Below are 26455 nucleotides of genomic sequence, written 5' to 3'. Positions count from 1 at the left end.
GGATCCGGAGCTGCTGGACCGGGTACGTCCGGGCCGGACGCGTCCGCCGCGTCGTGGTCACGTTCGGCAGGCGGCAGCGCGCCCGGCGAGTAGCGGTCGCCGCCGAACACGCCGGGGTTGCCGCTGTGCGACGGGCGGCGAGCCGCATTGCGTCCCGGGCCTGTCCGGGCCCGGTCAACATCCGTCGCCGCCGGACGTGCCGCTCAGGCCGGCAGTGAGCCCGGTACGGGCTGGGCGCCCACCTGGCTGACGACCTGTGCACCCAGCTGCACGCCTGCCGTCAGACAGTCCCGCACCGGTTCGCCGCGCAGACGTGCGGTGAGCAGGCCCGCGTTGAACGCGTCCCCGGCTCCCGTGCTGTCGACGCACGGCGCAGGCTGCGCGGGTACGGTCCGCATGCCGTCAGCGTCGACCCAGGCGGCCCCGTCGAGACCGGTGGTGACGGCGACGGCTCCCACGTGCCCGAGCAGTTCGCCTGCCGCGGCCGGATCGCCGGACCCGGTGAGCGCGGCCAGTTCGGCCGCGTTGGGCAGCAACAGGTCGACGCCGCGGACATCGGCGAGGAACCGGTCGGGATCGGTGATGAGCGCGGCCGCCTGCGGGTCCACCGACGTGGGCACCCCGGCGGCCCGTGCGGCCTCGAGAGCCGCGAGGCCCGCGGGCCGCGACGACGGGTCCAGCAGCACGTAACCCGACAGGTGCAGGTGGTCGGCGCCTGCGAGTGCCCTGGGGCCCACCGTGTCGACGTCGGCGGGACTGAAGTGCTTGTTGGCGCCCCGGTCGGGCAGCATCGTGCGCTGGCCGTCGGGGTCGACGAGCACCACGACGCAGCACGTCGCGGCGTCGGCGTCGGCGTCGACGGCGAAGGCGCACGTGACGCCCGCCGCCTCGAGCTCCGTGCGCAGCAGCCGGCCACCGGGATCGTCCCCGACGCGGGCCAGCAGCACCGGATCCGCGCCCGCGGCCCGCAGCCACAGGGCCGTGTTGGCGCCGGCCCCACCGCCGGTCAGCCCCACCTGGGCGCGAGTGTCGCCGCCGTGGACCAGCGGGCCCTCGTGCCGGGCCACCACGTCCAGGCCGGCGTCGCCGACGACGACGATCCTCATCGGGCGAGCTCCACGGCCACGCGGGAGGCGAGCTCGGCGTTGGCGACGACCAGCTCCTCGTTGGCGTCGAGACTCACGCCGCCGGACGCGGTGTGGAAATGCTCCAGGAGGACCGGCGTGACGTCGGCGCCGCTCACCGCCGCCTCACCGACCTTCGCCAGGCCCTCGGCGAGCAGGCGGTCGTGCAGCTCGCGGTCCATCTCCGCCTCGGCGGGAATCGGGTTGGCCAGCAGCATGCCCGCCGACGAGAACGCCCGGTGGGCGGTCATCGCCCCGGCGACCTGTCCGGGGCTGTCGACCCGATGCGGCACCGGCAGCCCCGACGAACGCAGGTAGAACGCGGGGAACTCGTCGACGCCGTAGCCGAGCACCGGCACCGAACCGGTCTCCAGGACCTCCAACGTGGCGGGGATGTCGAGGATCGACTTCATTCCGGAGCACACGACCAGGATCGGCGTGCGGCCGAGCACGCCCAGGTCGGCGGAGACGTCCCAGGTCGTCGTCGCGCCCGGCGGGGGCAGGTGGACGCCGCCGAGGCCGCCGGTGGCGAACACACCGATGCCCGCGGCGTGGGCCAGGACCGACGTGCTGGCCACGGTCGTCGCACCGGAACGGCCCGCGGCCAGGGTGGGGCCGAGGTCGCGGGCGGAGAGCTTGTCGAGTTCCTCGTCCGCCGAGCAGACACGTTCGAGCTGGGCCGCCGTCAGTCCCACCTGCGGGGTGCCGTCCAGCACCGCGATCGTGGCCGGCACGGCGCCCGCGCGGCGGACCGTGTCCTCGAGCCGGGCCGCGACCTCCAGGTTCCGGCCGGCCGGCAGACCGTGCGAGAGGATCGTGCTCTCGAGCGCGACGACGGCGGCGCCGGCATCGCGCGCCTCGGCGACCTCGGTCGACAGCGTCACCGGAGCGTCGGCGGCGGGATTCGCGGCATGGCGGGGAGCGGCGGGGCGGGGAGTGGCGGGGCGGGGCGTACTGGTCACAGCGGGCAATCCTGGCCCATAGGCATCCACTCGTGTGGCCGTGGGTGGCAAACTGGTGCACATGAGCACTGCAACGTTGCCTGATGTCGACACCCGCCCCGAGGGCACCGAGAGCACCGACGACGACGCCCCCGAGGTGTTCCACTACGTGCAGAAGAACAAGATCGCCGAGAGTGCGGTCACGGGTACGCACGTGGTGGCGCTCTGCGGCGAGGTCTTCCCTGTCACGAAGTCGGCCAAGCCGGGTTCGCCGGTGTGCCCCGACTGCAAGAAGATCTTCGAGGGCCTGCCGCCCGGCGGCGACGAGTGACACGTCCGGCCGTGCGGCCGCGCCGGAGTCGGGCCGGGCGGCCGTTCCCGGCCTGACCGGGCTGCCGCCACGTCAGGCGTCGGCCGCCCGGTCGCCGGCGGGCCGCCCGGTGTCCTTCGGGGCCGTGTCTTGTGGGGCCGTGTCCTGTGGGGCGCTGTCCTGTGGGGCGCTGTCCTGTGGGGCGCTGTCCTGTGGGGCGCTGTCCTGTGGGGCGCTGTCCTGTGGGGCGCTGTCGTGGGGGGCGCTGTCGTGGGGGGCGCTGTCGTGGGGGGCGGCGTCTTGAGGGCTGCTGTTCGGTGAGTGCGGGTCTTGTGGGGCCGTGTCACGGACGGCGTCACCCTGAGCTGGGCCGCCCTGAGCTGGGTCGCTACGGCCCGGATCGTTGTGGCCCGGATCGTTGTGTGCTGCGTCGTTCGGTGGCACGGCGTCGTGTGCTGTCCCCCTGTGTGCCGGGCCCTCGTGTGCCGTGTGCTCCTGTGTGGTGCCTTCCCGCGGTGTGCTGCGGGGATCCCGGGACGGTCCCGGCTGCCGGGGCGGCTTCCTGCGGAGCGGCAGCGTGGTTCGGCTGGCCAGCGGCCGGTTCTCGTCGGCCTTGATGTGTTCCGCGGCGCGTTCCCGTTCGAGCCGTTGCCAGGCTCGCCGCTGCCTGCGGGTCGGCTTGGCGGGCCATAGTTCCTGGATGGCGCTGTTGAAGTAGGCACCCGCGACGATGGCCAGGCCGATGAAGAACGCGAACAGCAGGAAGGCGATCGGCGTGGCGAGCGCACCGTAGGTGTAGCCGGTCGTCGTGATCCAGCCGATGTAGAGCCGCAGCCCGACACTGGAGAGCAGGAAGATCACCATCGCGAGCACGGCGCCGGGAAGGCCGCGGTGCCACGGGAGTTTGCGGGGCAGCGAGAGCTTGTACAGCGTCGCCAGGGCCAGCACGAGCGCCACGCCGGCCGTCGGGTAGTACAGCGTGCCGACCCACGTCGACACGGTCGGTCGCCATTCCGGGGGGAAGAAGTCGGGCAACAGGTCCGGCCCGATGGCGATGATCGGCAGGCCGACGATGAGCAGTGCCAGACTCGCCATGTACAGCAGCAGCGCGAAGATCCGCTGCCAGACCTCGTTGCGCACCCCGTACTGGTCGTGAGCGACCGTGATCGCGTCGACGAACGAGGACATGGCCGACGACCCGGCCCACAGTGAGATCAGGAAACCGACGGAGACGATCTCACCCTTGCCGGTGGTCAGGATGTCGTTGACCGTGGGTTCGATGATCCGCTGGACCACGCTGTCGCTGAAGATCGTGTCGGCGAACCCGATGATGTTGTCGTGGACCCGGGTCACGACCTGCTGCCCGAACCAGTCGCCGATGTAGCCGATGCTGCCGAGCAGGCCCAGCAGCAGCGGCGGGAGGGACAGGGTCTGCCAGAAGGCGGCCTCGGCGGCCTCGGAGAAGATGTTGCCTTCCCACGCCTTGTTCAACGTGCGCCCGAGCAGGCGAAACGGGCCTTTGCGACGTCGCGGCGCCTTCTGGCCGCCCGACGGTGAGCGCTCCGGGCCGTGTTCCGGTGTGTCCGCGGGGCGCTCGTCGGTGCCGGCGTCGCCGCCCGGCGGTGCGGACGCCTCGTCGCCGGTGGGCCTGCCGATGTTCTGGTCGTTCATGACGGGTCCCAGCATGGTCCATCGGGTCGGAATCGGCGCGCTCGCCCGTGCGATCGGCCCCGGCGTGTCGCGGGAAACTGCCTCGCCGGGCGATGTCGCGGGCCCGGCCGTGAGCCGATCCTGTCGGACGGTCCGGGTACTCTTTCCGACGCGCCCTCACCACGACGGCCGCCAGCGGAGCCGGTCGGCGCGGGAGGGTTTTGCTGTGCGAGCCGCCCGGTGGGCGGGTGTGCGCGAACGGGTCACCGGCGGACGGCCGGTGACCGTTGTCGGTTCTGGTGGGAAAGGGGAGTGCATCGGCTGTGTCGGCGACGTCGGACCAGAGGTCGGCTCAGGCGCGCCACGAGGAGCGCGCCGTGTCCGCACCGGAGCCCGACAGCGACGCGACGGCCCGGCCGCTGCGCGCATGGCAGCGCCGGGCGCTGACGAAGTACCTCACGCAGCGGCCGAAGGATTTCCTCGCCGTGGCGACGCCCGGTGCCGGTAAGACCGTGTTCGGTCTGCGGGTGGCGGCCGAGCTGCTGTCCGACCGGACGATCGAGGCGATCACGATCGTCACGCCGACCGAGCACCTCAAACACCAGTGGGCCGCATCCGCCGCGGCCGCGGGCATCGCGATCGATTCGAACTTCCGCAACACCACCGGCGTCACCTCGTCCGACTACCAGGGTGTCGCGGTCACGTATGCGCAGATCGCCGCGCATCCGAACCTGCACCGCGTCCGCACCGAGAACCGCAAGACACTGGTGATCCTCGACGAGATCCACCACGCGGGCGATGCCAAGTCGTGGGGTGAGGCCGTCGAGGAGGCCTGCACCCCTGCGGTCCGCAGGCTGGCCCTGACCGGTACGCCGTTCCGCAGCGACGACTCGCCCATCCCGTTCGTCACTTACGAACCGGACGCCGACGGTGCGCTGCGCAGTAAGGCCGACAGCAGCTACAACTACTCCGACGCCCTCGCCGACGGTGTCGTGCGGCCCGTCGTGTTCCTGGCCTACTCCGGGGAGGCGTCGTGGCGCACCAGCGCGGGCGACGAGTTCACCGCCCGCCTGGGGGAGCCGTTGACGGCCGAACAGACCGCGCGGGCCTGGCGCACTGCCCTCGATCCGGGCGGGGAGTGGGTGCCGTCGGTGCTGCAGGCCGCCGACACGCGGCTCTCACAGCTGCGGGCGAACGGGATACCGGACGCCGGTGGGCTGGTGATCGCCAGCGACCAGGACTCCGCGCGTGCCTACGCGAAGATCCTGCAGCGCATCGCGGGGGAGCCGCCCGTGGTCGTGCTGTCCGACGATCCGAAGGCCACCCAGCGCATCGGTGAGTTCGCCGAGTCGACGGAGCGGTGGCTGGTGGCCGTGCGGATGGTGTCCGAGGGTGTCGACGTGCCGCGGCTGGCGGTCGGTGTCTACGCCACGAGCGCCTCGACGCCGCTGTTCTTCGCCCAGGCCATCGGCCGTTTCGTGCGTGCGCGCAAGCCGGGGGAGACGGCGAGCATCTTCCTGCCGAGCGTGCCGGTGCTGCTGGAGCTGGCCAGCCAGCTGGAGGCCGAACGCGACCACGTGCTGGGCAAACCCCACCGGGAAAAGGACGGTTGGGACGACGAGCTGCTGCTGGCGGCCAACCGCACCGAGGACGAGCCCGGTGAGGAGGAGAAGGCGTTCACCTCGCTCGGCGCGTCGGCCGAGCTCGACCAGGTGATCTACGACGGCGACTCGTTCGGCACCGCCGTGTTCTCCGGCAGCGAGGAGGAGCAGGAGTACCTCGGTCTGCCGGGGCTGCTCGAACCCGATCAGGTGCGGGCACTGCTGCGCAAGCGGCAGGAGGAGCAGCTCGCCGACGAACAGCGACGGAAGCCGAAGCAGCCCGAACCGGCCGCTCCCGAGCCCGCGGCGCGGCCGCAGGCGGTCGGGGAGCGGATCCATGCGCTGCGCAAGGAGCTGAACGCGCTCGTCGGCGTCTACCACCACCGGACGAAGAAGCCGCACGGCGCGATCCACAACGAGTTGCGGCGGATCTGCGGCGGCCCGCCGACGGCGATGGCGACCGTCGAACAGCTTGAGGAGCGGATCGCGACACTGCGCTCCTGGTGACCGCGGGCTCGCGGTGCGCGTGCCCGCCGAGACCCTGTGCGCGGTGACCCTGCGCGCGGTGACCGTGCCCACGCGGAGATGCGGCCCTGCGTGCGATGGGCGCCGTGCCCGTGGTGACGGCAACGCGCGGGCACGGAACCGAGGAGACACCGAACCGAGTAGGGGGCGGAACCCGAATCGGGTTCCGCCCCCTACTGCGTGTCGGCTGTTGTTGTCATGTCGGTGCGGGCCTCACAGCGGCGCTCTCAGTGCCGCTCCTCGCCCCGGTCCCCGACTCCGGACGAGCCGTGTTGACGGCTGGTGATGGCTACTCAGCGCTGAATGTCGGCGTCCTGTTCCTTCAGCTTGGCCTCGTACTCACGGCCGTGGTGTCCGCAGAAGAGCAGTTCGCCGCCGCTGGGGAGTACCGCTCGCAACTGGGCTGCGGCTCCGCACCGGTCGCAACGGTCCGCGCGGGTCAGTTCGGGGCGGGTGAGCGTCGGTGAAGTCATGGGAGTCTCCCTCCGTCCCGGCATCGGCGCGCCGATGCCATCAATTCAGCCGCGAGAACGAAGTCGGCTCTGGTTGCCGCTTTCGTTGTTCGCTGCCGTCCACTCTTACAGACGTTTTGGCGCCCGCAAGTGTTCCCGCGCCGGTGGGAGGTGTGTCACGTCGCGGCCGTCCTTGCGTCGGCGGCCGTTTCGTGCGTGGTCACCGCGGTGCGGCGCGCAGGGCCCTCAGCTGGGCATTTTCGGTGGTCGGGCACCATCGTCGTGTGGATATCTCGGCTGCGAAACGGCGAATCGACACGATTCCCGCACCGGCCCTGTTCGTTCTCAGCGGAATTTCGATCTACGTGGGCGCGGCCGTTGCCGTGTGGCTTTTCGAGGCCTCGACCCCGGCGGGCGTGGCGTGGCTGCGCTGCCTCGGTGCCGCTGTGATTCTTCTCGCATGGCGCAGGCCGGGCCGGGCGGCGTGGCGAGGCAGGCCGTTGCTGTTGGCGGGCACGTTCGGCGTGGTCACGGCCCTGATGAACGTCGTCTACTACGAGGCGATCGCCCGGTTGCCCCTCGGCACGGCCACGGCCATCGAGTTCGTCGGGCCGGTGCTGGTCGCCGCGCTCGGCTCGCGCACGAAGCGGGACTTCGCCGCGCTGGCACTCGTGGTGGCGGGCGTGTTGGCCATCGCCGACGTGCAGTGGAGCGGCAGTCCGGCGGGCGTCGCGTTCGCACTGGCCGCCGCCGCGGCGTGGGCCGGGTACATCGTGCTCGGCAAGAAGGTCGCGCTCGGCGGCAACGGGATCGACAGCCTCGCGGTGGGCTTCGCAGTCGCGACGGTGGTGCTCAGCCCGCTGGCGCTCGGTACGGGCGGCGTGTGGGCCGAGCCGGACCTGCTCCTGCTCGGCATCGGCGTCGGCCTGCTGTCGACCGTTGTGCCGTACGGCCTGGATCAGGTGGTCCTGCGGCGGGTCGGGCAGGCGCGGTTCGCCGTCCTGTTGGCTCTGCTGCCGGTGACCGCGACGCTGGTCGGACTGGTGGTGCTGCGGCAGGTGCCGGCGCTCACGGAGGCCCTCGGCATCCTCGCCGTCGTGTGCGGTGTGCTGTTGCGCTCGCGGGGTTCGGACGAGTCGGTGCGCGAACCGCCCTGATCTCGCCCACCCGTCCCGACCCCGTCGTGCCGGCGGGGGCATGGTCGGCACGGCAGGTGTGGCGCTTGCGCACCACCGTCGGGCACGACCCCGCCGTTTCCGGCCCTGGTCGATCCATCGGGAGGTGTTTCCGGACACAATGGACGGTTCCCGTGATTCTCGCCTGAGATCGGCAAAGCTGCACCGCTGGTGTGTCCACACCGGACGCGCCAGCCTGGGAGGCCGACGACTCGGGAGATCGCGGCGACTGCCGGATGCCCGGGCGGTCACGGCGACGGTTGCCCGACACGACAACGGCCGCCGGCCCGCGGTGTGCGGGCCGGCGGCCGTTGTCGTGTCGGGCTGTGACAGCCGCGCCGGTCGTCAGTCCAGGTAGTCGCGCAGGACCTGGGACCGCGACGGGTGACGCAGCTTGGACATCGTTTTCGACTCGATCTGACGGATCCGCTCGCGCGTGACCCCGTAGACCTGACCGATCTCGTCTAAAGTCCTCGGCTGACCGTCGGTGAGGCCGAAGCGCAGCCGGACCACGCCGGCCTCGCGCTCGGACAGCGTCTGCAGCACCGACTGGAGCTGGTCCTGCAGCAGCGTGAACGACACGGCGTCGACCGCGACAACCGCCTCGGAGTCCTCGATGAAGTCGCCGAGCTGCGAATCGCCCTCGTCGCCGATGGTCTGGTCGAGCGAGATCGGCTCTCGGGCGTACTGCTGGATCTCCAGGACCTTCTCCGGGGAGATGTCCATCTCCTTGGCGAGCTCCTCCGGAGTGGGCTCGCGGCCGAGGTCCTGCAGCAGCTCACGCTGGATGCGGCCGAGCTTGTTGATGACCTCGACCATGTGCACCGGGATACGGATGGTGCGGGCTTGGTCGGCCATCGCGCGCGTGATCGCCTGGCGGATCCACCACGTGGCGTACGTGGAGAACTTGAAGCCCTTGGTGTAGTCGAACTTCTCGACCGCACGGATCAGGCCCAGGTTGCCCTCCTGGATCAGGTCCAGGAACGCCATGCCACGGCCGGTGTAGCGCTTGGCCAGCGACACGACCAGTCGCAGGTTCGCCTCGAGCAGGTGGCTCTTGGCGCGCTCGCCGTCGCGGATGATCCACTTGAGGTCGCGGCGCATCTGAGTGGTGAGCTTCTCGCCCTTTTCCTCGATGACGCGCATGCGCTCGGAGGCGTACAGGCCGGCCTCGATGCGCTTGGCGAGCTCGACCTCTTCCTCCGCGTTCAGGAGGGCGACCTTGCCGATCTGCTTCAGGTAGGCGCGGACCGAGTCGGCCGACGCGGTGAGTTCGGCGTCCTTGCGGGCCTGCCGCAGGGCCTCCGACTCCTCCTCGTCCCAGACGAAGTCGCCGTCCGGCGTCTGCTGCTTCTTCTTGCCGCTCGGAGCCTCCTCGGATTCGGCCTCCTCGGCGTCCTCCTCGGTCACCGTGGCGTCGACGACATCCACCTCGACCGCGTCGACGTCGAGGTCGGACAGGTCGACGTCCTCGACATCGGCGCCGTCGAGGTCGGGTTCCTCGCCCTCGGCCTTCGGCTTCGCCTTGGCGGAAGCCGTCGACTTGGCCGACTTGGTGGACTTGGCGGAAGACTTCTTCGCGGCCGTCTTGCGCGCAGGCTTGGTCGCTGTCGCTTCCGGCGCCTCGGCACCGTCGGCGGCCGCCGTCTCCTCGGCTGTCGCTTGCTCGGCGGCGCTCGTTGTCTTCGGCCCGCTTCGGGTTGCGGTCTTTGCGGCTGCCACGTACGCCCTTTCGCAGCGGTCGATCATGACGAACCGGTACGCATGCGTCCCGGCTGCCTTGGATTCGGGGGACATGCCCTCGGCCTGCGGTTTCGCATCCCGCAGTCGAGGGCCGTGTTCCATTGTAACGACGTCGCCGCGCGGAGTCGGGGCGCGATCATGTTTTTCGTCGTCGAAATCCCGTTGCCCGCCCGGTGGGCGAGGCGTGGCGGGGGCGCCGTGGCGGTCGCCGGTCAGGGTTCGATGCCCTCCGCCGCGGCCGCCGCCGCGCCCGCGATCCCCGCGTTGTTCTGCAACGATGCCGCCACCACGGGCGTCCGGTTCGTCAGCAGGGGCACCCATTTCTCGGCCTTCTTGCTCACGCCGCCGCCGACGATGAACCGATCCGGCCAGATCAGATTCTCGAGCACGGTCAGATAACGATCCACGCGCGCGGCCCACTCGGGGTACGACAGTTCCTCGCGGTCCTTCACCGACGCGGCGGCGCGGGTCTCACCGTCGTGGCCGTCGACCTCGATGTGGCCGAACTCGGTGTTGGGCATGAGTTTGCCGTCGTCGAACAGTGCGCTGCCGATGCCCGTGCCGAAGGTCAGCAGTGCCACGACACCGGAGCGCACAGCCGGATCGCCGAAGCGCATCTCGGCCAGACCCGCGGCGTCCGCGTCGTTGAGCATGGCGACGTCGTCGCGGCTGCGGCCGAGTCGCTTGGCGAACAGGGCGTCGGCGTCCGTGCCGATCCAACTGGGGTCGATGTTGGCCGCGGTGTGGGCGACGCCCTGCTTGACGACGGCTGGCAGCGTCACGCCGACCGGGCCGTCCCAGTCGAAGTGGCGGACGATCTCACCGACGACGTCCGCCACGGCTCCGGGCGTGGCCGGCTGCGGCGTGTCGATGCGCAACCGGTCGCCGATGAACTCGCCCGTGTCGAGGTCGACGAGCGCGCCCTTGATTCCGCTCCCGCCGACGTCGATGCCGAACCCTCGCGTCGCCGCCATCGGCGTCGCCCCTTCCTGCTCGATTCAGATTCCTGGCGGGAGACTTTAGCCGGGTCGGCGGCGCGGTGTGGTCCTATAGACCCCGTGGACACGATCGAACCCGAATCCGGAACCCCGGCCCCGAACCGTTCCGCCACCTCCGGCTCCGCCGACGGTGCCGCCTCGCCGTACGTCGACCTGGTCGAGGTCGCCGAGCGCGTCGCCGTGGAGGCGGCCGCGTTCGTCGCGGCCGAACGCGAGTCGATGCTCGACGGCGCCGGCGTGGACGTGCAGACCAAGACGAGCCGCACCGACGTCGTCACGGCCGTAGACGTCGCCTCGGAGAAGCTCATCCGCGCCCGGCTCGCCCAGCTGCGCCCGGGGGAGCCGGTCCTCGGCGAGGAAGGCGGCGGCGGTCAGGACGGTGACGGTCGCGCCGGTGACGGTGACGTCACGTGGGTCGCCGACCCGATCGACGGCACCGTGAACTTCCTGTACGGCCTGCCGGACTTCGCCGTGTCCGTCGGCGCGCAGATCGACGGCGTGTCCGTCGCGGGCGCGGTCGTCGAACCGGTGAGCGGACGCCGGTGGACGGCGGTGCGCGGTGGCGGCGCGTGGCTGGACGGGCGCAGGCTGACGGTGTCGCGGCCCGCTGGGCTGGACATGGCCCTGATCGGTACCGGCTTCAACTACGTGACCGAGCGACGGAAGCGGCAGGCCGCGATGATCGCCGCGCTGCTCGGCCGGGTGCGGGACATCCGCCGTGGCGGATCGGCTTCACTCGACCTGTGCCACGTCGCGGCGGGTTGGCTGGACGGCTACGCCGAGCACGGCCTCGCGCGGTGGGACTGGGCGGCGGGCGCGCTGCTGGCCGAGGAAGCGGGCGCCGTCGTGGCGCTGCCTGGCCAGGACCCCGAGCTCGGGACCGACGGCACGATGGCGGCCGCACCGGCCATTGCCGAACCGCTGCGCGCGTCCCTGATCGAGTGCGGGATGGGCGGCATCTGACCGAGGGTGGCAGCCGGCCGGGCGAGGGCTGTCGCCCGGCCGCGGGTCAGCAGTGCTCGGGCTCGGTCTGGTCGAGCAGTTCGCGGTCGATGAGCGAACTCGTCCCGGACGCGCCGCCTGCGGACTGCTCACTGCCCGAGGTGTTGTTCTTGCTCGAGCGCTTCAGCTGCTCGAGGACGTCGAGGGCCTCGCTGGTGGGGCGCACGTCGTTGAAGGCCGAGCCGATGGCCAGGTCGACGGTGGCGTCCTTCCTGCCGTCCTCCACGAGCTGCAGGCAGGGGTCGATGAGCCGGAGCGTGCGGGCAGCGGCCTCGCCGTTCGGGCCGTAGCGGAGTTGGCCGTGGCACGACGCCTCGCCCTTCGGGAAGGCGTCGTCGTTCCCTGGTTCACCGAGTTGAGTGAATCCGAGCTGTTCGAGTGCCGACGTGGTCATCGCCGCCTCGCCGCGCAGCCCGCTCGCGTTGAGTACCTGCACGTTCACCCGGTGCGGCGGGGCGGGCTGAGTACTGGAGAGCGCGTCGTGGGGCTGCGGGTTGAATGTCACCCCTTCGGGTGGATGTGCCGCAGGGGTGCAGCGAATGGCCTCGTCGAGATCCTCGGTGGAGGTGACGACGTTGATCCAGATCGCCGACGCCGCCAGGCCCAGCACCGCCACCACGATCAGTGCAGGCAGCGGCTTGTGCTTCCGGTACGGCTTGACACGGCTTCTCCGGAAGCCCCCGGTCCCCGACACCACTGAGCCGTCCCTTCGCCGATCCCCGCCCAACTATCGTCTATGTCGCCGTTGATCAGCTTAGGCGTTACAACGGCGGCGCAGGCCGGGACCCGCCGGGGACACGCCGTCCGAGCCGGTCACAGCGCCGCCGTGACGCGGCGAAGGCGGCTGTACCGGCAGCGACGACGTGTTCTCCGGGGCGTATGGGTCGCGGCACCCCATCCCGGGTAACCCGCCTCGGACCGAATCAAATGCCCCGCCCGAGTGACGTCCCACCGGGTCGGGGTGACCTGCTGTGGAGCCGGGTACGTCGTGGGCTACCCTCTCCGGGCTCCCGGGCTGTGGCGACGTGTGACGCAGGTGGCAACACCGATGAGACGACACTCACCCTTCTCCCGGGCACAAACACAGGCGCTGGAACGTTGACCAGCGGAAGCGACAGGACCGCCGGAGTTCGCCTCCGACGGTCGCGTATCGAGAGAAATGCTGATCGCAGGGGTGAAGGACAATGGCGACCGACTACGACGCTCCGCGCCGCAGTGAGGCGGACGAGCTCGCCGAAGACTCGCTGGAGGAACTGAAGGCGCGGCGCAACGAGAACCAGTCCGGCGTCGTCGACGTCGACGAAGACGTGAGCGCCGAGAACTTCGAGCTCCCGGGCGCCGACCTGTCGGGGCTCTCCGGTGAGGACCTGACCGTCAAGGTCGTGCCGAAGCAGGCCGACGAGTTCACCTGCTCGGTGTGCTTCCTGGTGCACCACCGCAGCAGGCTCGCCGAGGAGTCGGGTTCTCAGCTGATCTGCCGCGACTGCGCGTGAGCCGGGCCCGCATCGGCGGGCGCGGCTGCGGTAGGGGGCGACACAGGCGGAACGCGACACAGGCGGAACGGGATACAGGCAGAACGGGAGCGGCCGGGTGATGGCGGACATCACCCGGCCGCTCCTGTCGTGTCGGCAGGCCGTGCGGGTCAGTCCTCCGCGGACGGGGTCTGCGGCGTGTCGGGGTGCAGCGGCGGACGTGCCTCCCGCAGCAGCGCGGCGACACGCTCCGGGTGGCGCGTGCTGAACAACCAGTACGGGGTCGGATCGTCGGGGTCGGTCACCTCGACCCGCACGAGTGTGGGGACCCAGCCCCGGTTGACGACGAACGCGGCCGGGTCGAGCTCGGGTCCGAGGGTCCTGCGCCGGGCGCCCTTGCCGATCACCTCGACCGCGCCGACGTGCCGCAGCGGCAGATGGGCGTCGCCGACCCACAGCTCGGGACGGCCGCCGCCGGTGACCTGGATCTTCAGCCGGCCGAAGCCAAGCAGCAGCAGTGCGGCCAGCGGCAGCAGGATCACGTACGGCAGCCAGGCCCGCACCCCCGGATAGCCCATGTGGACCTCCGCGGCGAGCAGGGCGGCGCCGATCAACGGCAGCGGCCAGCACCACCAGGCCATGTACAACCGCTCGCTGAATCGCACCTCGGATTCGCCCGCCGAACCGCGGTCGCGGCCGCCGGAGTCGTTGCCCTGCGTGTTGTCGGGGCCGGTCGCCGGATCGTCGCCGTCGGGCCGCGCGCGTGCACTCGTGCTCACGGGTTCAGGGTAGTCTCGCCAGCCGTGTCCAGCGTGCAGGTCCTGCTTTCCCGCGTCGATCCCGATGTTCCCCTCCCGTCCTACGCGCGGCCCGACGATGCCGGTGCCGACCTCGTGACCACCCGGGACGTCGTGCTCGCGCCGGGCGAGCGCGCCGTGGTGGGAACCGGGGTGGCGATCGCGCTCCCGTCCGGATACGCCGGCTTCGTGCACCCGAGGTCGGGGCTCGCCGCGCGGGTCGGCCTGTCGATCGTGAACACGCCCGGCACCATCGACGCCGGATACCGCGGTGAGATCAAGGTGTGCCTGGTGAACCTCGACCCGGCCGAGCCTGTCGAACTCACGCGGGGCGACCGGATCGCGCAGCTGATCGTGCAGCGCGTCAGCCGCGCGGAGTTCGTCGAGGTTGACGAACTCGAGCCGACCGACCGGGGGACGGGCGGCTACGGTTCGACGGGTGGGCACGCGACCCTCGGAACGGAGAACTAGTGGGGATTTTCGGACGGAAGCGACGACAGGCGGCCGGCGACGAGGCCGGGGCGGGAGCCGACATCGGCGACGAACCGGTGATGGCCGCGTCCGGCGCCGGTGAGGCCGAGGACGTCGAGGGCGACCCGCCTGCGGACCGGGTCGACGGCGCGTCGGGCCCGTACGACGAGGCGGACGCCCCCGACGACGGACTGCCGCGCATGGACCTCGGCTCGGTGCGCGTGCCCGTGCCGGACGGGTCGCAGGTGCAGGTCGAGATGGACCAGCAGGGCGGCAACGTCCGCGCCGTGCACATCGTGGTGCCGCAAGGGCAGGTCACGGTCAGCGCGTACGCGGCGCCCCGTTCGGGCGGGCAGTGGCGGTCGGTGAGCGACGAACTCGCCGAACAGCTGCGCGGCGACGGTGCGAAGGTCTCGCTCGGCCGGGGCGAGTGGGGGATGGAGCTGTCGGCCGTCATCGGTGAGATGGCACTGCGGTTCGTCGGTGTCGACGGCCCGAGGTGGATGCTGCGGGGCGTGATCGCAGGCCCGCAGACGCAGGCCGCCGAGGCGCCGGAGGTGCTGCGGGACATCGTGCGCGGCACGATCGTGGCGCGCGGGGACGCGCCGATGCCCGTGCGCACGCCGCTGCCGGTGCGGCTGCCCGAGCAGGTCGCGCAGCACATCGCGGCGCAGCAGTCCGGGCAGGGTTGAGTCCGTTCGGCCCGGGCTCCGGGCAGGGCTGACCACGCGCCGAGGCGGGGCCCGCCGGACGGGATCCGCCTCAGCGAGCCCGGCAGGCCTCCCGCCAGGCGTCGATCGTGGCCCGGCCCGCCGATGCGGGGTCGGCACCGAACGCCGCCAGCGGCATCTCGCGCAGGCTCGCGTGCGGTAGCGCCGTCGCCCAGGCTCGCGCGAGCTCGACCGGATGCACCGGATCGTCGGTGCAGGCGCTGATGCCGACCGGCACCCGGCACCGGGTCAGCGCGTCGAGATCCGGTGCCGGGTGCGCGGCGGCTGCGCGGAGCCCCGCGGCGAGGCCGTCGCCGTGGCGGCGCCAGGAGCGGGTCAGTTCGGCCGCCAGCCACGGTGGCACGCCGTCGGTCGCGATCGTGAGCGCGCGATCGAGCCCTTCGCGGTCGATGAGGTCCGCCGAGGTGCGGGCGGCGATCGCGCCCGGTGCATCGCCCGGCGTGCCCGCCCACGCCGGCAGCACGGCCAGCACCCCGGCGCAGCGTGTGTCGTTGCGCAGTGCCCATTCGACGGCCAGCTGGGCCCCGAGGGACACGCCACCGACCAGGATCGGCCCGCTCGCGGCCGCGGCGAACGCGTCCAGCGCCGCGAGCGATTCCCGGACGAGCGCGGCTCCTGCACGGGGCCGGGGCGCGGCCACGGCGATCCCGGCGGTGGTGAGCGCCGGAGCGAACACGGCGCGGGCGAACACCTCGTCGGAACCGGTGCCGGGCAGGACGGCGGCGCCGCAGGGCAGAGCGGGATGGGAAAGGTGTGTGGCGGGCACACCGACATCCTGCTCGACCGGCTTTCCGGTCCCCGTGACCGGCCCGCACGCGGACATAACGCAGCTCACGTCGTGGCGCCTTGCCACAGTCGACCTCCGTCGGCTTCCCTGTGCCTGTAGGAAAGCTACGCTGAACACGTACGGGCCGTGAAATGCTGAGTCGGGGGCCCTCGAAGTACAGGAGCAGGCACATGCCCGCCAAGGACGGCGGCTACTTCAGCCGCTTGGTCAAGAAACTCACCAGTGACGTCGAGACCCTCGACGCCGACGATCTCTCCGAGAAATCCGAAGCGAGCGGCGCCCAGCGGGCGTGCGACTGTCGCTGCGGCGACGAGGTCACCGTTCTCGGGCGGTTGCGGAGTGTCGAGTTGTGCCCCGCGACCGAGGCGGCCACGTTGGAGGCCGAGCTGTTCGACGGCACCGACGAGGTCACGCTCGTGTGGCTCGGCCGCAGGCGGATTCCCGGCATCGAACCGGGCCGCACCATCAAGGCCCGTGGCCGCATGGCGGACCGCGAGGGCCGTAAAGTGCTGTACAACCCGTACTACGAGTTGCTGCAGCCCACCTGACCACGACGAGATCCGGAGAATTCCCGCGTGACCGCACCCGACCGTGAGCCCGACCGCACCGGCGAGCCGGACGAGACCGACGGCTCCGGGGCGGGCCGCGGTGGCAACGACCCGGGCTCCCGGGAGGCCGGCGCCGACCGTGCGCCGACGATGCTCGAGCAGATGGGCGGCGTGTCGGGGCTGATCTACTCCGGCATCCCCGTCGTGGTGTTCGTGCTGGCGAACGCGATGTTCGGGCTCATGCCGGCCATCTGGATCGCCCTGGGCAGCGCCGTGGCGATCACCGTGGTGCGCGTCGTGCGCAAGGAACCGGTGCAGCCCGCGATCTCCGGTTTCCTCGGCGTGGCGATCGCGGCGTTCATCGCCTACCGCACCGGCGAGGCCAAGGGCTTCTTCCTGTTCGGTATCTGGACGTCGGTGGTGTACTTCAGCGTGCTGGCCCTGTCGGTGCTCGTGCGCTGGCCTCTGGCCGGCGTCGTGTGGAACGCGCTCAACGGCACCGGCATGGACTGGCGCAAGGACAAGCCGTCGCGCCGGGGCTACGACATCGCCACGCTCGCCCTGGCCGCCGTGTTCGCCGCGCGGTTCATCGTGCAGCGGTGGCTCTACGACGAGGACCACACGGGCTGGTTGGCGTTCGCGAAGATCGCCATGGGATATCCGCTCTACGGCCTGGCACTGCTGGTGGTCGTGTGGGCGGTGCGCCGTTCGGACCGCAGGCTCAAACACCTGCGTGAGAGCCGGACACGCACCGACGCCGAGATCGAGGCGGAACTGCGTGCCAAATACGACCGGCCCGCCCAGGGCGCGCCCGGCGCCGTGCCGTCCGGTGCGGTCTCGACGGGCGCCGGCGGAGCGGCCTCCGACGACGAGTCGTCCGACAACCCACCCCGCTGACGCCCGCTTCGCCCGGACGCGCCCGGCTCAGCGGCCGAGCGCGGTCCGGAGCTCCGGTTCGACGCTTTCCGGTGCCACGAACAACACCTCGTCACCGCCTTCGACCGGATCGTCGGGCTGCGGCACGATGACGCGTTCGCCCCGCAGGATGGCCACCAGCGCGGCGTCTCGCGGCAGGTTGAGCCGCTCGACGGGCGTGCCGGCCAGCGGGGTCTCCTCGGGCAGGGTGAGTTCGACGAGGTTGGCCTGGCTCTTACGGAACGTCATCAGCCGCACCAGGTCGCCGACGCTCACGGCCTCTTCGACCATCGCCGCCAGCATCCTCGGCGTGGACACCGCGACGTCCACACCCCAGCTCTCGTTGAACAGCCACTCGTTGGCCGGATTGTTGACCCGCGCCACCACGCGCTGCACCGCGAACTCGGTCTTGGCCAACAGCGCCAGCACGAGATTGACCTTGTCGTCGCCCGTGGCGGCGATGACGACGTCACAGCGTTCGATACCCGACGCCTCGAGCGTGGACATCTCGCAGGCGTCGCCGAGCACCCACTCCGCGGCCTCGACGACCTCGGGGGTGAACTGGCGGGAGAGCCGTTCGATCAGCAGCACCGTGTGGCCGGCCTCGATGAGCTCGGAGGCGATGGACCGGCCCACCGCGCCGGCACCGGCGATCGCGACACGCATCTAGTCCTCCTCCTCGGGCGCGCGGGCGGCCACGGCGGTGACGTCGCCGACGGTGCCGGACTGCGCGGCGACGTACACCTCGTCGTCGGCCTGGATGACGGTCGTGGTGGTCGGCAGCACACCGGTGCCGAAGCGCATCACGAACGCCACGCGGACCCCGGCGGCTCGTTCGATGTCGCGCACGTTGCGGCCGATCCAGTCTTCGTGCAGCGGCAGTTGCAGCAGGGCCACCGTCCCGGTGGGATCACGCCACGACGTGGCCACACCGTCGGGCAGCAGCGTGCGCAGGAACCGGTCGGTCGTCCACGGCACGGTGGCGATCGTCGGGATGCCGAGGCGCTCGTAGACGGCGGCGCGCTTGTGGTCGTAGATGCGGGCCACGACGTGTTCGATGCCGAACAGCTCGCGCGCCACCCGGGCGGAGATGATGTTCGAGTTGTCGCCGCTGGACACCGCCGCGAACGCGCCCGCGCGTTCGATCCCGGCCTCGGTCAGCACGTCCCGGTCGAATCCCATGCCGACGACCTGCTGGCCGTGGAAGTCGCTGCCGAGTCTGCGGAACGCCTCCTGGTCGCGATCGATGACGGCGACCTCGTGATCGAGCCGTTCGAGGGCGGCGGCCAGGGACGCGCCCACCCGGCCGCATCCCATGATCACCACGTGCACGGTTGTCTCCGCCTCCTTGTGCGTGTTGTCGGCGACTGCGATGCAACCTACCGCGCCGCGGCGACATGCGGGCCACGGGCGGTGATTACCCTGCACGGGTGTCCAAGTTCGCCACCGCGACGAAACGGTTGCTGCTGGGCCGCCCCTTCCGGAGCGACCGCCTGGCGCACACCCGGCTACCGAAGCGCATCGCGTTGCCGGTCTTCGCCTCCGACCCGATGTCGAGTGTGGCCTACGCGCCCGAGGAGATTCTCCTCGTCCTCTCGATCGCCGGTACGTCGGCGTACGTCTACAGCCCGTGGGTCGGCCTCGTCATCGCGCTCGTCATGGCGGCGGTCGTCGCCTCATACCGGCAGAACGTCCGCGCCTACACCTCGGGCGGCGGCGATTACGAGGTGGCGACCGTCAACCACGGCCCGAACTGGGGCCTCGGAGTGGCGTGCGCGCTACTCGTCGACTACGTGCTCACCGTCGCGGTGTCGATCTCCGCGGCGGCGGCGAACATCGGCTCGGTGATCCCGTTCGTCGCCGATCACCAGGTGCTGTTCTCCGTCGGGGCGATCGTGTTGCTGGCGGCGGGGAACCTGCGCGGGGTGCGGGAGTCCGGTACGGCGTTCGCGATCCCGACCTACGCCTTCGTCGTGGGCGTTCTCACCATGATCGGGTGGGGTTTTGTCCGCACGGTGGTGCAAGGCGAGGACGTGCGTGCCGAGAGCGCCGGGTTCGAGCTGGCCACCGAGGGGGAGCACCTGGCGGGGCTGGCTTTCGTGTTCGTGGTGCTACGGGCGTTCTCGACCGGCAGCGCCGCGCTGACCGGTGTCGAGTCGATCGCCAACGGGGTGCCGGCGTTCCGCAAACCCAAGGGCAAGAACGCGGCGACGACGCTGCTGCTCATGGGCGTGCTCGCGGTGACGATGTTCCTCGGGCTGCTGTTTCTGGCCAACGTCACCGGCGTGATCATGGCCGAGGACCCGGCGACCCAGCTCGTCGGCGCGCCGGAGGGCTACGAGCAGAAGACCCTCGTGGCCCAGCTGGCCGGGGCCGTGTTCGGCGGCTTCGCACCGGCGATCTGGTACATCATCTTCTTCACCGGTCTGATCCTCGTCCTGGCTGCCAACACGGCGTTCAACGGCTTTCCGGTACTGGCCTCGATCCTGGCGCAGGACCGGTTCCTGCCCCGGCAGCTCCACACGCGCGGCGACCGGTTGGCCTTCAGCAACGGCATCCTCTTCCTGGCGCTGCTGGCCATCGTGCTCGTTGCGGTGTTCGACGCCCAGGTCACCCAGCTGATCCAGCTCTACATCGTCGGGGTGTTCGTCTCGTTCGTGCTCAGCCAGAGCGGGATGATCCGGCACTGGAACCGCAGGCTCGCCGTGGAGACCGACGAGGCCGCTCGCAAGCAGATGCGCCGGGCACAGCTGATCAACTCGTTCGGCCTGGTGATGACCGCGACCGTGCTGGTGATCGTGCTCGTGACGAAGTTCCTGGAGGGCGCGTGGATCTCGATCGTGGCGATGGCGGCGATCTACGTGCTCATGCGCGGCATCCGGCGTCACTACGACCACGTGGCCGAGGAGATCAAGGAGGTCGAGGGTGAGGAAGTGACGCTGCCGGCGCGCAACCACGCCATCGTGCTGGTCTCCCAGATTCACCGGCCCACGTTGCGCGCCCTGGCGTACGCGAAGGCCACGAAACCGGATGTGCTGGAGGCGGTGACGGTCAACGTCGACGACGTCGACACACGCAGGCTCACCGACGACTGGAACCGCCGGAAGTTCACGGTCCCGCTGAAGGTCGTCGAATCGCCGTACCGGGAGATCACGCGGCCGGTGCTCGACTACGTGAAGCGGGTCCGCGGGGACAACCCGCGCAACGTTGTGACGATCTTCATCCCCGAGTACGTCGTCGGCCGCTGGTGGGAGCAGGTGCTGCACAACCAGAGCGCGCTGCGGCTCAAGACGCGGCTGCTGTTCCAGTCCCGGGTGATGGTGACGAGCGTGCCGTGGCAGCTCGAGTCGTCGAAGCGGGCGCACGGCTCCGACCCCGACGGGCCCCGTGCGGTCGCCGGGGACGTGCGGCGCGGTCTGACGGGCGGCGGGCAGGACGGGAACGGCCGGACCCGCCGGGACGGACCGGGTGCCGGGAAGGACGACCGATGAGCGACGGCGACTGGAGCGGCCGGGAGTTCGACGTCACCGTGGGCGACGTCGCCCACGGTGGCCACTGTGTGTCCCGCGTCGAGGGCCGGGTCGTGTTCGTCCGCCACGCCCTGCCGGGGGAGCGGGTGCGGGTGCGTGTGACGGAGGACCGCGGTGGATCGTTCTGCCGCGGCGACGCGATCGCCGTGCTCGAGGCCTCGTCCGACCGGGTCACACCGCCGTGCCCGGTCGCGGGTCCCGGTCTGTGCGGTGGGTGCGACTGGCAGCACGCCGCCCCGGTGGCACAGCGCGCACTGAAGGCGCGGGTGGTCGCCGAGCAGTTGGAACGACTGGCGGGCGTCACGTGGCCGGTCGAGGTGGAGGCGCTGACCGACGAGCCGCTGCGCTGGCGCAGCCGGGTGCGGTTCGTGACCGGGCCGGACGGCAGGCCCGGGCTGCGGGCGCACCGGAGTCACGACGTGATCGCGCTGGAGGACTGCCCCATCACCCTCGAGGGGGCGGCCGGGGCGGGCCTGGCACGCCGGGCCCGCCCCGGCACCGAGTTCGAGGTGGCCGAGGACGCGCGGGGCACCGTGCACCTGGCGGAGATCCGCCGCGGCGGCAGGCCGAAACAGGTCTCGGGCGGGATCGCCGTCGAACACGCCGCGGACCGCACCTGGCGGGTGGCGGCCCACGGCTTCTGGCAGGTGCACCCGGCCGCGGCGTCGACGCTGGCCGCGGTGGTGGCCGAGTGGGCTGCGGCGCCTGCGGGCGGCCGGGTCTGGGATCTCTACGCGGGTGCGGGCCTGTTCGCCTCCGTACTGGCGGAACAGGTCGGCAGGGACGGATCGGTGCTGGCGATCGAGTCCGGCAGGCGGGCCGTCCGCGACGGACAGTCCAATCTGTCCGATCTGCCCCAGGTGGAGTGGCACTGCGGCACGGTCGAACGGATCGTGTCCACAGTGGAGGCGGCGGCCGATGTCGTGGTGCTCGACCCGCCGCGGAAAGGTGCGGGGCGCGGTGTCGTCGACGCGATCGCGGACGCATCGCCGGCCCGTGTGGTGTACGTCGCCTGCGACCCGGCGGCACTGGCCCGCGATGTCGCGACACTGCAGGGCCACGGCTACCGCATGACCGCACTGCGCGCGTTCGACGCGTTCCCCATGACCCACCACGTCGAATGCGTCGCGCTGCTCGAATGCCGGGAGTCGGGCGGCGGCGGCAGCGGCGGCGGCGCGGCCCGAGCCGAGTGAGGCGGCTCCCGAGGCACAACACCCCGTAGGGCCGATGTTCGACGACGATCGACCTACCGAAGGTCCGGTACGAGCCCGCACGTAGCGGTTCGATCCGCAGCGGGCTCGGCTCGCGTACGTACGGCCGGGGATTGCCTATTCACCGCGGCCTGGAACCGGGTGAGGGGCCACCGCAGGCTCTGGACGGGCCGAGGGGACGGGGTTACACTCCGTGATGTTGCGTTACACGATGCGCATAGGGGGCTGTCATGTCGTCTGACAACTCGGCCGAACGCGCACGGCGGCGGTCCGCACGCGATCTTCTCAAGCAGTCGCATGGTTCCGACTCCAACGTCAACGGGTTCGCGCTCGGGCGTCGTCGACGGGGTGGACAGCGCATGGATGAGTCGGTCGTCGTCGTGTACGTATCCCGCAAAGATCCGCCCGAGCTCGTGGCCAGGGACCGGTTGCTCCCGGCGAGCGTCCCGGTCGACGGCATCGACGTGCCGGTCGACGTCGTCGAGGCGGGCCCCTTCTACGCGCTGGGTTCCCCGGACGTCGGGGCCGACGAGTCGGGGCCCGACGTCCTCGAGCACACCGAACGGGTTCGTCCGGTGCGCACCGGAGCGAGCATCGGTCATGTCGACATCTCCGCCGGCACCGTGGGATGCCTGGTGCGTGACAACACCGACGGTTCGCGGCAGGTGTTGTCGAACAATCATGTGCTGGCGAACATGAACGACGCCGAGGTGGGTGATCCTGTGGTGCAGCCGGGCCCGGCGGACGGAGGGGTTGACCCCGCTGACCGGGTTGCGACGCTAACGCGCTGGGTGGATGTTGTCGAGGACGGCAACCGCGTCGACTGCGCGATCGCGGCTCCGACCGACGACGCCCTCATATCCGGCGAGGTGATGGACGAGCAGATGCCTCCGGTTTCGCCGGAGCACCCGGCGGTCGGCCTGCTCTTCGCGGGCGACTGTTCGGGCCGGATCATTGGCTGCCGCATGACCACTGTCCTCGAGGAGCTCGACGTCACGCTCGTGGCCGGCGACGCCGCCGCGGCCGAGCCGGAGGAGGACATGGTCGTGGAGAAGGTGGGCCGGACCACCGAGTACACCTCGTCGGTAATCGAGGACGACGAGGTGGTCGTGATGGTGGGGTTCGGGGGAATCACGGCGGAGTTCGTCGACTGCTTCGCCGTACCGGGTTTCGGGCATGCCGGCGACTCCGGCTCGATCATCTGCGTCGGTGGCGAGGGTGACACGCGCACCGACAACCGATGCGAATGAAGGTCTGACCGGGCGAACGTGCGTGCTCGCCGCCCTCGGGCGGCGAGCGGCACGCCACTTCGGTACCTGCGGCCGACCCGGTCCGCGAACCGGCATCCGCGGTACGAGGTGCCGGCAGTCGCGGCGAGCGAGTGCCGGCACCTCCTGATCGGTCAGTTCCGCAGCGTGGCGTGCTCCTCGGTCAGGTCGTCGACGGAGGTCACGCCGAGCAGTTGCAGCGTGCGCGTGATCTCGGAGCTGAGGATCTCGACGGTGCGCGCTACCCCGCGTTCCCCGCCGGCCATGAGGCCGTACAGGAAGGCGCGACCGACCAGGCATCCGCGTGCGCCGCGCGCCAGTGCGGCCACGATGTCGGCGCCGCTGCGGATTCCGGTGTCGAGGTAGATTTCGGCGTCGTCACCCACCCGGTCCAGCACCGAAGGGAGCAGTTCCAGCATGGTGGGCGCGCGGTCGAGCTGCCGCCCGCCGTGGTTGGACAGGATCACGGCGTCCGCGCCGTGATCCACGACCATGCGCGCGTCGGCTGCGTTCTGAATCCCTTTGACGATCAACGGCCCCTTCCACAGCCCGCGCAGCCACTCCAGATCCTCGACCGTGATGGTCGGGTCGAACATCTTGTTGATCAGGTCGGCGACCGTGCCTTCCCAACTGCTCAGCGAGGCGAACTGGAGGGGCTCGGTGGTGAGGAGGTTGAACCACCAGGTGGGGTGTGTCGCACCGTCGAGGACCGTGCGCAACGTCAGCGACGGCGGGATGGTCAGGCCGTTGCGGACGTCGCGCATGCGAGCACCGGCCACCGGTGTATCGACCGTGAGCACGAGTGCCTCGTAGCCGCTTTCCTGGGCGCGGCGGACGAGCTCTTCGCCGGCTGCGCGGTCCTTCCAGACATACAGCTGGAACCATTTGCGGGCGCGAGGGGCGGCCGAGGCGACGTCCTCGATCGAGGTCGTCCCCATGGTGGACAGCCCGAACGGGATGCCCGCGCGGTCGGCAACGCGGACGACGGCGCGTTCGCCCTCGTGCTGCATCATTCGGGTGAAGCCCGTTGGGGCGAAGGCGAACGGAAGCGCGCTGCGGCTGCCCAACATGCTCCGTGACGTGTCCACTGCGGACACGTCACGCAGGACGTTCGGGTGGAACTCGATCCGGCTGAAGCTCTGATGTGCCCGTCGCAAGCTGGTTTCCTGCTCGGCGGCGCCGTCGGTGTAGTCGAAGACGGCACGCGGGGTTCTGCGTCGCGCGACGGTGCGCAGATCGTCGATGGTGTGGGCCTGTGCGAGCCGTCGCTGGACCGGGTCGAGCGTGGGCGTTTTCACTCGCAGCAGTGGCCGGAGCTCGGACCATCGGGGCAGTTGGCGGCGCGTCATGGTCGACCTTCCTTCAGGTTTCTCGAAACGGCGTGCGGGGGTGATCACCCCTGAACAGGGTGCTCGCCCGTGGACGGACGGGACTCGTCACGGCTGAGCATCCGGCTCAGGCGCGGTGGTGTACAGCGCGATCACGTGCGCACCGCACGAGCAACGGCCCGAGGCTCCACTCGGCCACGGGACTCGACCATGAGCAGCCGAACGCCACGCCACGACGATCCCGCTCGCCGCCACAGCAGTCCCGGGGAGGCCGGCTGTTCGAGGCTGTGGCTGAGCCGATCGGATCTCGGCTCAGGTGGGGAGGTCGAAGCGGCGACGGCGCCCACCGGCTGTCGCGAGTTCGCCGTACTCGGGGATCGGCAGAGACGGACACGACACGGTCGACCGGCCGCAGCAGGACATTCCCGGTACGGCGCGACAGATCGCACCGTACCGGGAACTGCGCAGCCTTCCTCGGGGCTATCCGAGGAGGAACAGGACGCCGGCGAGACCGAATCCGACGAGGCCGATCGTGGTCTCCATGACGGTCCACGTCTTCAGCGTCGTCTTGGTGTCCATTTCGAAGAATCGGCCGACCAGCCAGAATCCCGAGTCGTTGACGTGGCTCGCCGTCACCGAACCGGCGGCGAGTGCCAACACGATCGCCACGACCTCGACGCTCGAGAACGAGCCGGTCATCACCAGCGGCTGCACCAGGCCCGCCGCGGTGGTGAGCGCGACGGTCGCCGAACCCTGTGCGATGCGCAGGACCGCGGCGATCACGTAGGCGGCGATGAACACGGGCATGCCGACGCCGTCGAGTGCGTCGGCGAGCGCCTCGCCGATGCCGCTGGCCTGCAGGACGGCGCCGAACATGCCACCTGCGCCGGTGATGAGGATGATGGCGCACACCGGGCCGAGCGAGGAGTCCAGCAGTCGCTCGATGACGCTGCGGCTGCGGTCACGGCGGGTGCCGAGCACGTAGCTGGCGACGAACACGGTCACCAGCAGAGCGACCGGCGTGGAGCCGACCACCATCGCCACCTGGACCCAGCTCGCGTCGCCGTCGATCCAGCCCGCCTCGCCCGCGGTGTCGAGCCCGGTGTTGGCGAAGATCATCACGAGGGGGATGAGCAGCAGGCCGATGACCGTCGACGCCGGGGGCGGGTTCTGGTCCTGCTCGGTGGTGTCCGCTCCGCCGCGGAGGATCTCCGGGACGGGCAGCGCGATCCGCTTGCCGACCATCACGCCGTACAGGTAGCTGGTGATGTACCAGGTCGGCACGGCGATGATCAGGCCGAACAGCAGGACCAGGCCGACATCGGCGCCCAGCAGGCCGCTCGCGGCAACCGGGCCGGGGTGCGGCGGCACGTAGATGTGCATGACGGAGAAGGCGCCCGCCACGGGCAGGCCGTAGCGCAGCACGCCGCCGCCCAGCCGTCGTGCCACGGAGAACACGATCGGCAACATCACGACGAGTCCCGCGTCGAAGAAGATCGGGAAGCCGAAGATGAGGGAGGCGACGCCGAGGGCGAGCGGGGCGCGTTTCTCCCCGAAGCGGCGGATCATCGCGTCGGTCAGCGACTGTGCGCCGCCGCTGATCTCGAGGAGTCTGCCCAGCATCGCGCCGAGGCCGACGAGCAGGGCCACGCTGGCGAGCGTGGACCCGAAGCCGTCGGTGAGCGTGTCCATGACCGAGCCCGCGGGGATGCCCGCCGCGAAGGCAGTGGCGATGCTGACCACGACCAGCGCGAGGAAGGCGTGCACGCGCAGCCCGATGATCAGTATCAGCAGGACCGCCACGGCGGCCCCGGCGATGCCCAGTAGCGGCCCTGCTCCGAGGGTCTGGGTCCACTCGTCGGTGTTCATACCGGCT

General features: G+C 70.9%; 24 protein-coding genes and 1 pseudogene. 12 read left to right on the top strand and 13 right to left on the bottom strand.

What is annotated here, in order from left to right:
• Window positions 1-203: 203 nt before the first annotated feature.
• Window positions 204-1106: a carbohydrate kinase family protein gene (locus FB384_RS19260; RefSeq protein WP_183786059.1), complete on the bottom strand. Its 903-nt coding sequence runs from the start codon at window positions 1104-1106 to the stop codon at window positions 204-206.
• Window positions 1103-2086 carry a pseudouridine-5'-phosphate glycosidase gene (locus FB384_RS19255; protein WP_407676098.1) on the bottom strand — a complete coding sequence of 328 codons (984 nt, stop codon included), beginning with the start codon at window positions 2084-2086 and terminating at the stop codon, window positions 1103-1105. Before FB384_RS19255 ends, FB384_RS19260 begins: the two co-directional genes overlap by 4 nt.
• A 61-nt stretch (window positions 2087-2147) precedes the next feature.
• On the opposite strand from FB384_RS19255, the gene FB384_RS19250 reads away from it, so the two are divergent.
• The gene (locus tag FB384_RS19250) at window positions 2148-2396 is read left to right on the top strand and encodes a DUF3039 domain-containing protein (RefSeq protein WP_183786055.1); all 249 of its coding nucleotides are present in this window, start codon (window positions 2148-2150) and stop codon (window positions 2394-2396) included.
• A gap of 536 nt (window positions 2397-2932) precedes the next feature.
• Here the strand turns inward: FB384_RS19250 and FB384_RS19245 are convergent.
• Window positions 2933-4046: pseudogene (locus FB384_RS19245) on the bottom strand (YihY/virulence factor BrkB family protein); the annotation flags it as partial.
• Window positions 4047-4402: 356 nt separating this feature from the next.
• Here FB384_RS19245 and FB384_RS19240 point away from each other — a divergent pair.
• Complete coding sequence (locus FB384_RS19240; protein WP_183786053.1) at window positions 4403-6133, top strand: DEAD/DEAH box helicase; 1731 nt, start codon at window positions 4403-4405, stop codon at window positions 6131-6133.
• A gap of 311 nt (window positions 6134-6444) precedes the next feature.
• Here FB384_RS19240 and FB384_RS19235 read toward each other — a convergent pair whose 3' ends face one another.
• Window positions 6445-6624 (bottom strand): DUF7455 domain-containing protein, encoded by a 180-nt coding sequence (locus FB384_RS19235; RefSeq protein WP_183652685.1) that lies wholly within the window; start codon window positions 6622-6624, stop codon window positions 6445-6447.
• Between the two features lie 263 nt (window positions 6625-6887).
• On the opposite strand from FB384_RS19235, the gene FB384_RS19230 reads away from it, so the two are divergent.
• Entirely contained in the window at window positions 6888-7760 is an 873-nt protein-coding gene (locus tag FB384_RS19230) for an EamA family transporter (protein ID WP_183786051.1), read from the top strand.
• A 363-nt stretch (window positions 7761-8123) separates the two neighbouring features.
• Here the strand turns inward: FB384_RS19230 and FB384_RS19225 are convergent, their stop codons facing one another.
• Window positions 8124-9527 carry an RNA polymerase sigma factor gene (locus FB384_RS19225; protein ID WP_183786403.1) on the bottom strand — a complete coding sequence of 468 codons (1404 nt, stop codon included), beginning with the start codon at window positions 9525-9527 and terminating at the stop codon, window positions 8124-8126.
• 206 nt (window positions 9528-9733) lie between these two features.
• Window positions 9734-10495 (bottom strand): polyphosphate--glucose phosphotransferase, encoded by a 762-nt coding sequence (ppgK, locus tag FB384_RS19220; protein ID WP_183786049.1) that lies wholly within the window; start codon window positions 10493-10495, stop codon window positions 9734-9736.
• 177 nt (window positions 10496-10672) lie between these two features.
• Here ppgK and FB384_RS19215 point away from each other — a divergent pair, with 177 nt between their 5' ends.
• Window positions 10673-11482, top strand: coding sequence for an inositol monophosphatase family protein (locus tag FB384_RS19215; protein ID WP_183786402.1), 810 nt, complete (start codon window positions 10673-10675; stop codon window positions 11480-11482).
• A gap of 46 nt (window positions 11483-11528) precedes the next feature.
• On the opposite strand, the gene cei is transcribed toward FB384_RS19215, so the two are convergent.
• Window positions 11529-12215 carry an envelope integrity protein Cei gene (cei, locus tag FB384_RS19210; RefSeq protein WP_308292553.1) on the bottom strand — a complete coding sequence of 229 codons (687 nt, stop codon included), beginning with the start codon at window positions 12213-12215 and terminating at the stop codon, window positions 11529-11531.
• Between the two features lie 490 nt (window positions 12216-12705).
• On the opposite strand from cei, the gene FB384_RS19205 reads away from it, so the two are divergent.
• Window positions 12706-13014 carry a DUF4193 domain-containing protein gene (locus tag FB384_RS19205; RefSeq protein WP_183786045.1) on the top strand — a complete coding sequence of 103 codons (309 nt, stop codon included), beginning with the start codon at window positions 12706-12708 and terminating at the stop codon, window positions 13012-13014.
• A 149-nt stretch (window positions 13015-13163) separates the two neighbouring features.
• On the opposite strand, the gene FB384_RS19200 is transcribed toward FB384_RS19205, so the two are convergent.
• Window positions 13164-13658, bottom strand: coding sequence for a DUF3093 domain-containing protein (locus FB384_RS19200; protein WP_258936259.1), 495 nt, complete (start codon window positions 13656-13658; stop codon window positions 13164-13166).
• A 138-nt stretch (window positions 13659-13796) separates the two neighbouring features.
• Here FB384_RS19200 and dut point away from each other — a divergent pair, with 138 nt between their 5' ends.
• Both dut and FB384_RS19190 read left to right on the top strand, forming a co-directional pair.
• Complete coding sequence (gene dut / locus FB384_RS19195) at window positions 13797-14261, top strand: dUTP diphosphatase (RefSeq protein ID WP_183786043.1); 465 nt, start codon at window positions 13797-13799, stop codon at window positions 14259-14261.
• A complete protein-coding gene (locus FB384_RS19190) occupies window positions 14261-14953 on the top strand; it encodes a DUF3710 domain-containing protein (protein ID WP_323985316.1) in 693 nt (230 codons plus the stop codon). Before dut ends, FB384_RS19190 begins: the two co-directional genes overlap by 1 nt.
• A gap of 70 nt (window positions 14954-15023) precedes the next feature.
• Here FB384_RS19190 and FB384_RS19185 read toward each other — a convergent pair whose 3' ends face one another.
• On the bottom strand, window positions 15024-15758 hold the full coding sequence (locus tag FB384_RS19185) for an alpha/beta fold hydrolase (protein ID WP_323985315.1): 735 nt from the start codon (window positions 15756-15758) through the stop codon (window positions 15024-15026).
• A 191-nt stretch (window positions 15759-15949) separates the two neighbouring features.
• Here FB384_RS19185 and FB384_RS19180 point away from each other — a divergent pair, with 191 nt between their 5' ends.
• On the top strand, window positions 15950-16327 hold the full coding sequence (locus tag FB384_RS19180) for an OB-fold nucleic acid binding domain-containing protein (protein WP_183786041.1): 378 nt from the start codon (window positions 15950-15952) through the stop codon (window positions 16325-16327).
• A gap of 27 nt (window positions 16328-16354) precedes the next feature.
• The gene (locus tag FB384_RS19175) at window positions 16355-17224 is read left to right on the top strand and encodes a DUF3159 domain-containing protein (RefSeq protein WP_323985314.1); all 870 of its coding nucleotides are present in this window, start codon (window positions 16355-16357) and stop codon (window positions 17222-17224) included.
• 27 nt (window positions 17225-17251) lie between these two features.
• Here the strand turns inward: FB384_RS19175 and FB384_RS19170 are convergent, their stop codons facing one another.
• Together FB384_RS19170 and FB384_RS19165 are read right to left on the bottom strand one after the other, a co-directional pair.
• Window positions 17252-17908 (bottom strand): potassium channel family protein, encoded by a 657-nt coding sequence (locus FB384_RS19170; RefSeq protein WP_183786039.1) that lies wholly within the window; start codon window positions 17906-17908, stop codon window positions 17252-17254.
• Window positions 17909-18574, bottom strand: a complete 666-nt coding sequence (locus FB384_RS19165) for a potassium channel family protein (RefSeq protein ID WP_183786037.1) — start codon at window positions 18572-18574, stop codon at window positions 17909-17911. It abuts the gene before it with no gap.
• Between the two features lie 98 nt (window positions 18575-18672).
• Between FB384_RS19165 and FB384_RS19160 the strand changes: the two genes are divergently transcribed.
• The 3 genes from FB384_RS19160 (at window position 18673) to FB384_RS19150 (ending at window position 23233) form a co-directional block, all read left to right on the top strand.
• Window positions 18673-20733 carry an APC family permease gene (locus FB384_RS19160; protein WP_183786035.1) on the top strand — a complete coding sequence of 687 codons (2061 nt, stop codon included), beginning with the start codon at window positions 18673-18675 and terminating at the stop codon, window positions 20731-20733.
• A complete protein-coding gene (locus FB384_RS19155; RefSeq protein ID WP_183786033.1) occupies window positions 20730-21965 on the top strand; it encodes a class I SAM-dependent RNA methyltransferase in 1236 nt (411 codons plus the stop codon). Before FB384_RS19160 ends, FB384_RS19155 begins: the two co-directional genes overlap by 4 nt.
• A gap of 377 nt (window positions 21966-22342) precedes the next feature.
• Window positions 22343-23233, top strand: a complete 891-nt coding sequence (locus tag FB384_RS19150; protein ID WP_183786031.1) for a hypothetical protein — start codon at window positions 22343-22345, stop codon at window positions 23231-23233.
• Between the two features lie 152 nt (window positions 23234-23385).
• On the opposite strand, the gene FB384_RS19145 is transcribed toward FB384_RS19150, so the two are convergent.
• Together FB384_RS19145 and FB384_RS19140 are read right to left on the bottom strand one after the other, a co-directional pair.
• Window positions 23386-24600: an alpha-hydroxy acid oxidase gene (locus FB384_RS19145; RefSeq protein WP_183786029.1), complete on the bottom strand. Its 1215-nt coding sequence runs from the start codon at window positions 24598-24600 to the stop codon at window positions 23386-23388.
• A 459-nt stretch (window positions 24601-25059) separates the two neighbouring features.
• Window positions 25060-26448 carry a GntP family permease gene (locus FB384_RS19140; protein WP_183786027.1) on the bottom strand — a complete coding sequence of 463 codons (1389 nt, stop codon included), beginning with the start codon at window positions 26446-26448 and terminating at the stop codon, window positions 25060-25062.
• Window positions 26449-26455 lie beyond the last annotated feature (7 nt).

The sequence above is a fragment of the Prauserella sediminis genome (genome assembly GCF_014195435.1).
GTDB lineage: Bacteria > Actinomycetota > Actinomycetes > Mycobacteriales > Pseudonocardiaceae > Prauserella > Prauserella salsuginis.
The sequence above is the reverse complement of the archived record's forward strand: the minus strand, read 5'-3'. Positions and strand labels throughout refer to the sequence as shown.

What these genes read in the sequence shown, in the direction of transcription:
- FB384_RS19155 (WP_183786033.1), top strand. Translation starts at nt 20,730, where the DNA reads ATGAGCGACGGCGACTGGAGCGGCCGGGAGTTCGACGTCACCGTGGGC.
- FB384_RS19225 (WP_183786403.1), bottom strand. Translation starts at nt 9,527, where the DNA reads ATGATCGACCGCTGCGAAAGGGCGTACGTGGCAGCCGCAAAGACCGCA.
- FB384_RS19150 (WP_183786031.1), top strand. Translation starts at nt 22,343, where the DNA reads ATGGATGAGTCGGTCGTCGTCGTGTACGTATCCCGCAAAGATCCGCCC.
- FB384_RS19180 (WP_183786041.1), top strand. Translation starts at nt 15,950, where the DNA reads ATGCCCGCCAAGGACGGCGGCTACTTCAGCCGCTTGGTCAAGAAACTC.
- FB384_RS19140 (WP_183786027.1), bottom strand. Translation starts at nt 26,448, where the DNA reads ATGAACACCGACGAGTGGACCCAGACCCTCGGAGCAGGGCCGCTACTG.
- FB384_RS19235 (WP_183652685.1), bottom strand. Translation starts at nt 6,624, where the DNA reads ATGACTTCACCGACGCTCACCCGCCCCGAACTGACCCGCGCGGACCGT.
- FB384_RS19260 (WP_183786059.1), bottom strand. Translation starts at nt 1,106, where the DNA reads ATGAGGATCGTCGTCGTCGGCGACGCCGGCCTGGACGTGGTGGCCCGG.
- FB384_RS19170 (WP_183786039.1), bottom strand. Translation starts at nt 17,908, where the DNA reads ATGCGTGTCGCGATCGCCGGTGCCGGCGCGGTGGGCCGGTCCATCGCC.
- FB384_RS19145 (WP_183786029.1), bottom strand. Translation starts at nt 24,600, where the DNA reads ATGACGCGCCGCCAACTGCCCCGATGGTCCGAGCTCCGGCCACTGCTG.
- ppgK (WP_183786049.1), bottom strand. Translation starts at nt 10,495, where the DNA reads ATGGCGGCGACGCGAGGGTTCGGCATCGACGTCGGCGGGAGCGGAATC.
- FB384_RS19205 (WP_183786045.1), top strand. Translation starts at nt 12,706, where the DNA reads ATGGCGACCGACTACGACGCTCCGCGCCGCAGTGAGGCGGACGAGCTC.
- FB384_RS19250 (WP_183786055.1), top strand. Translation starts at nt 2,148, where the DNA reads ATGAGCACTGCAACGTTGCCTGATGTCGACACCCGCCCCGAGGGCACC.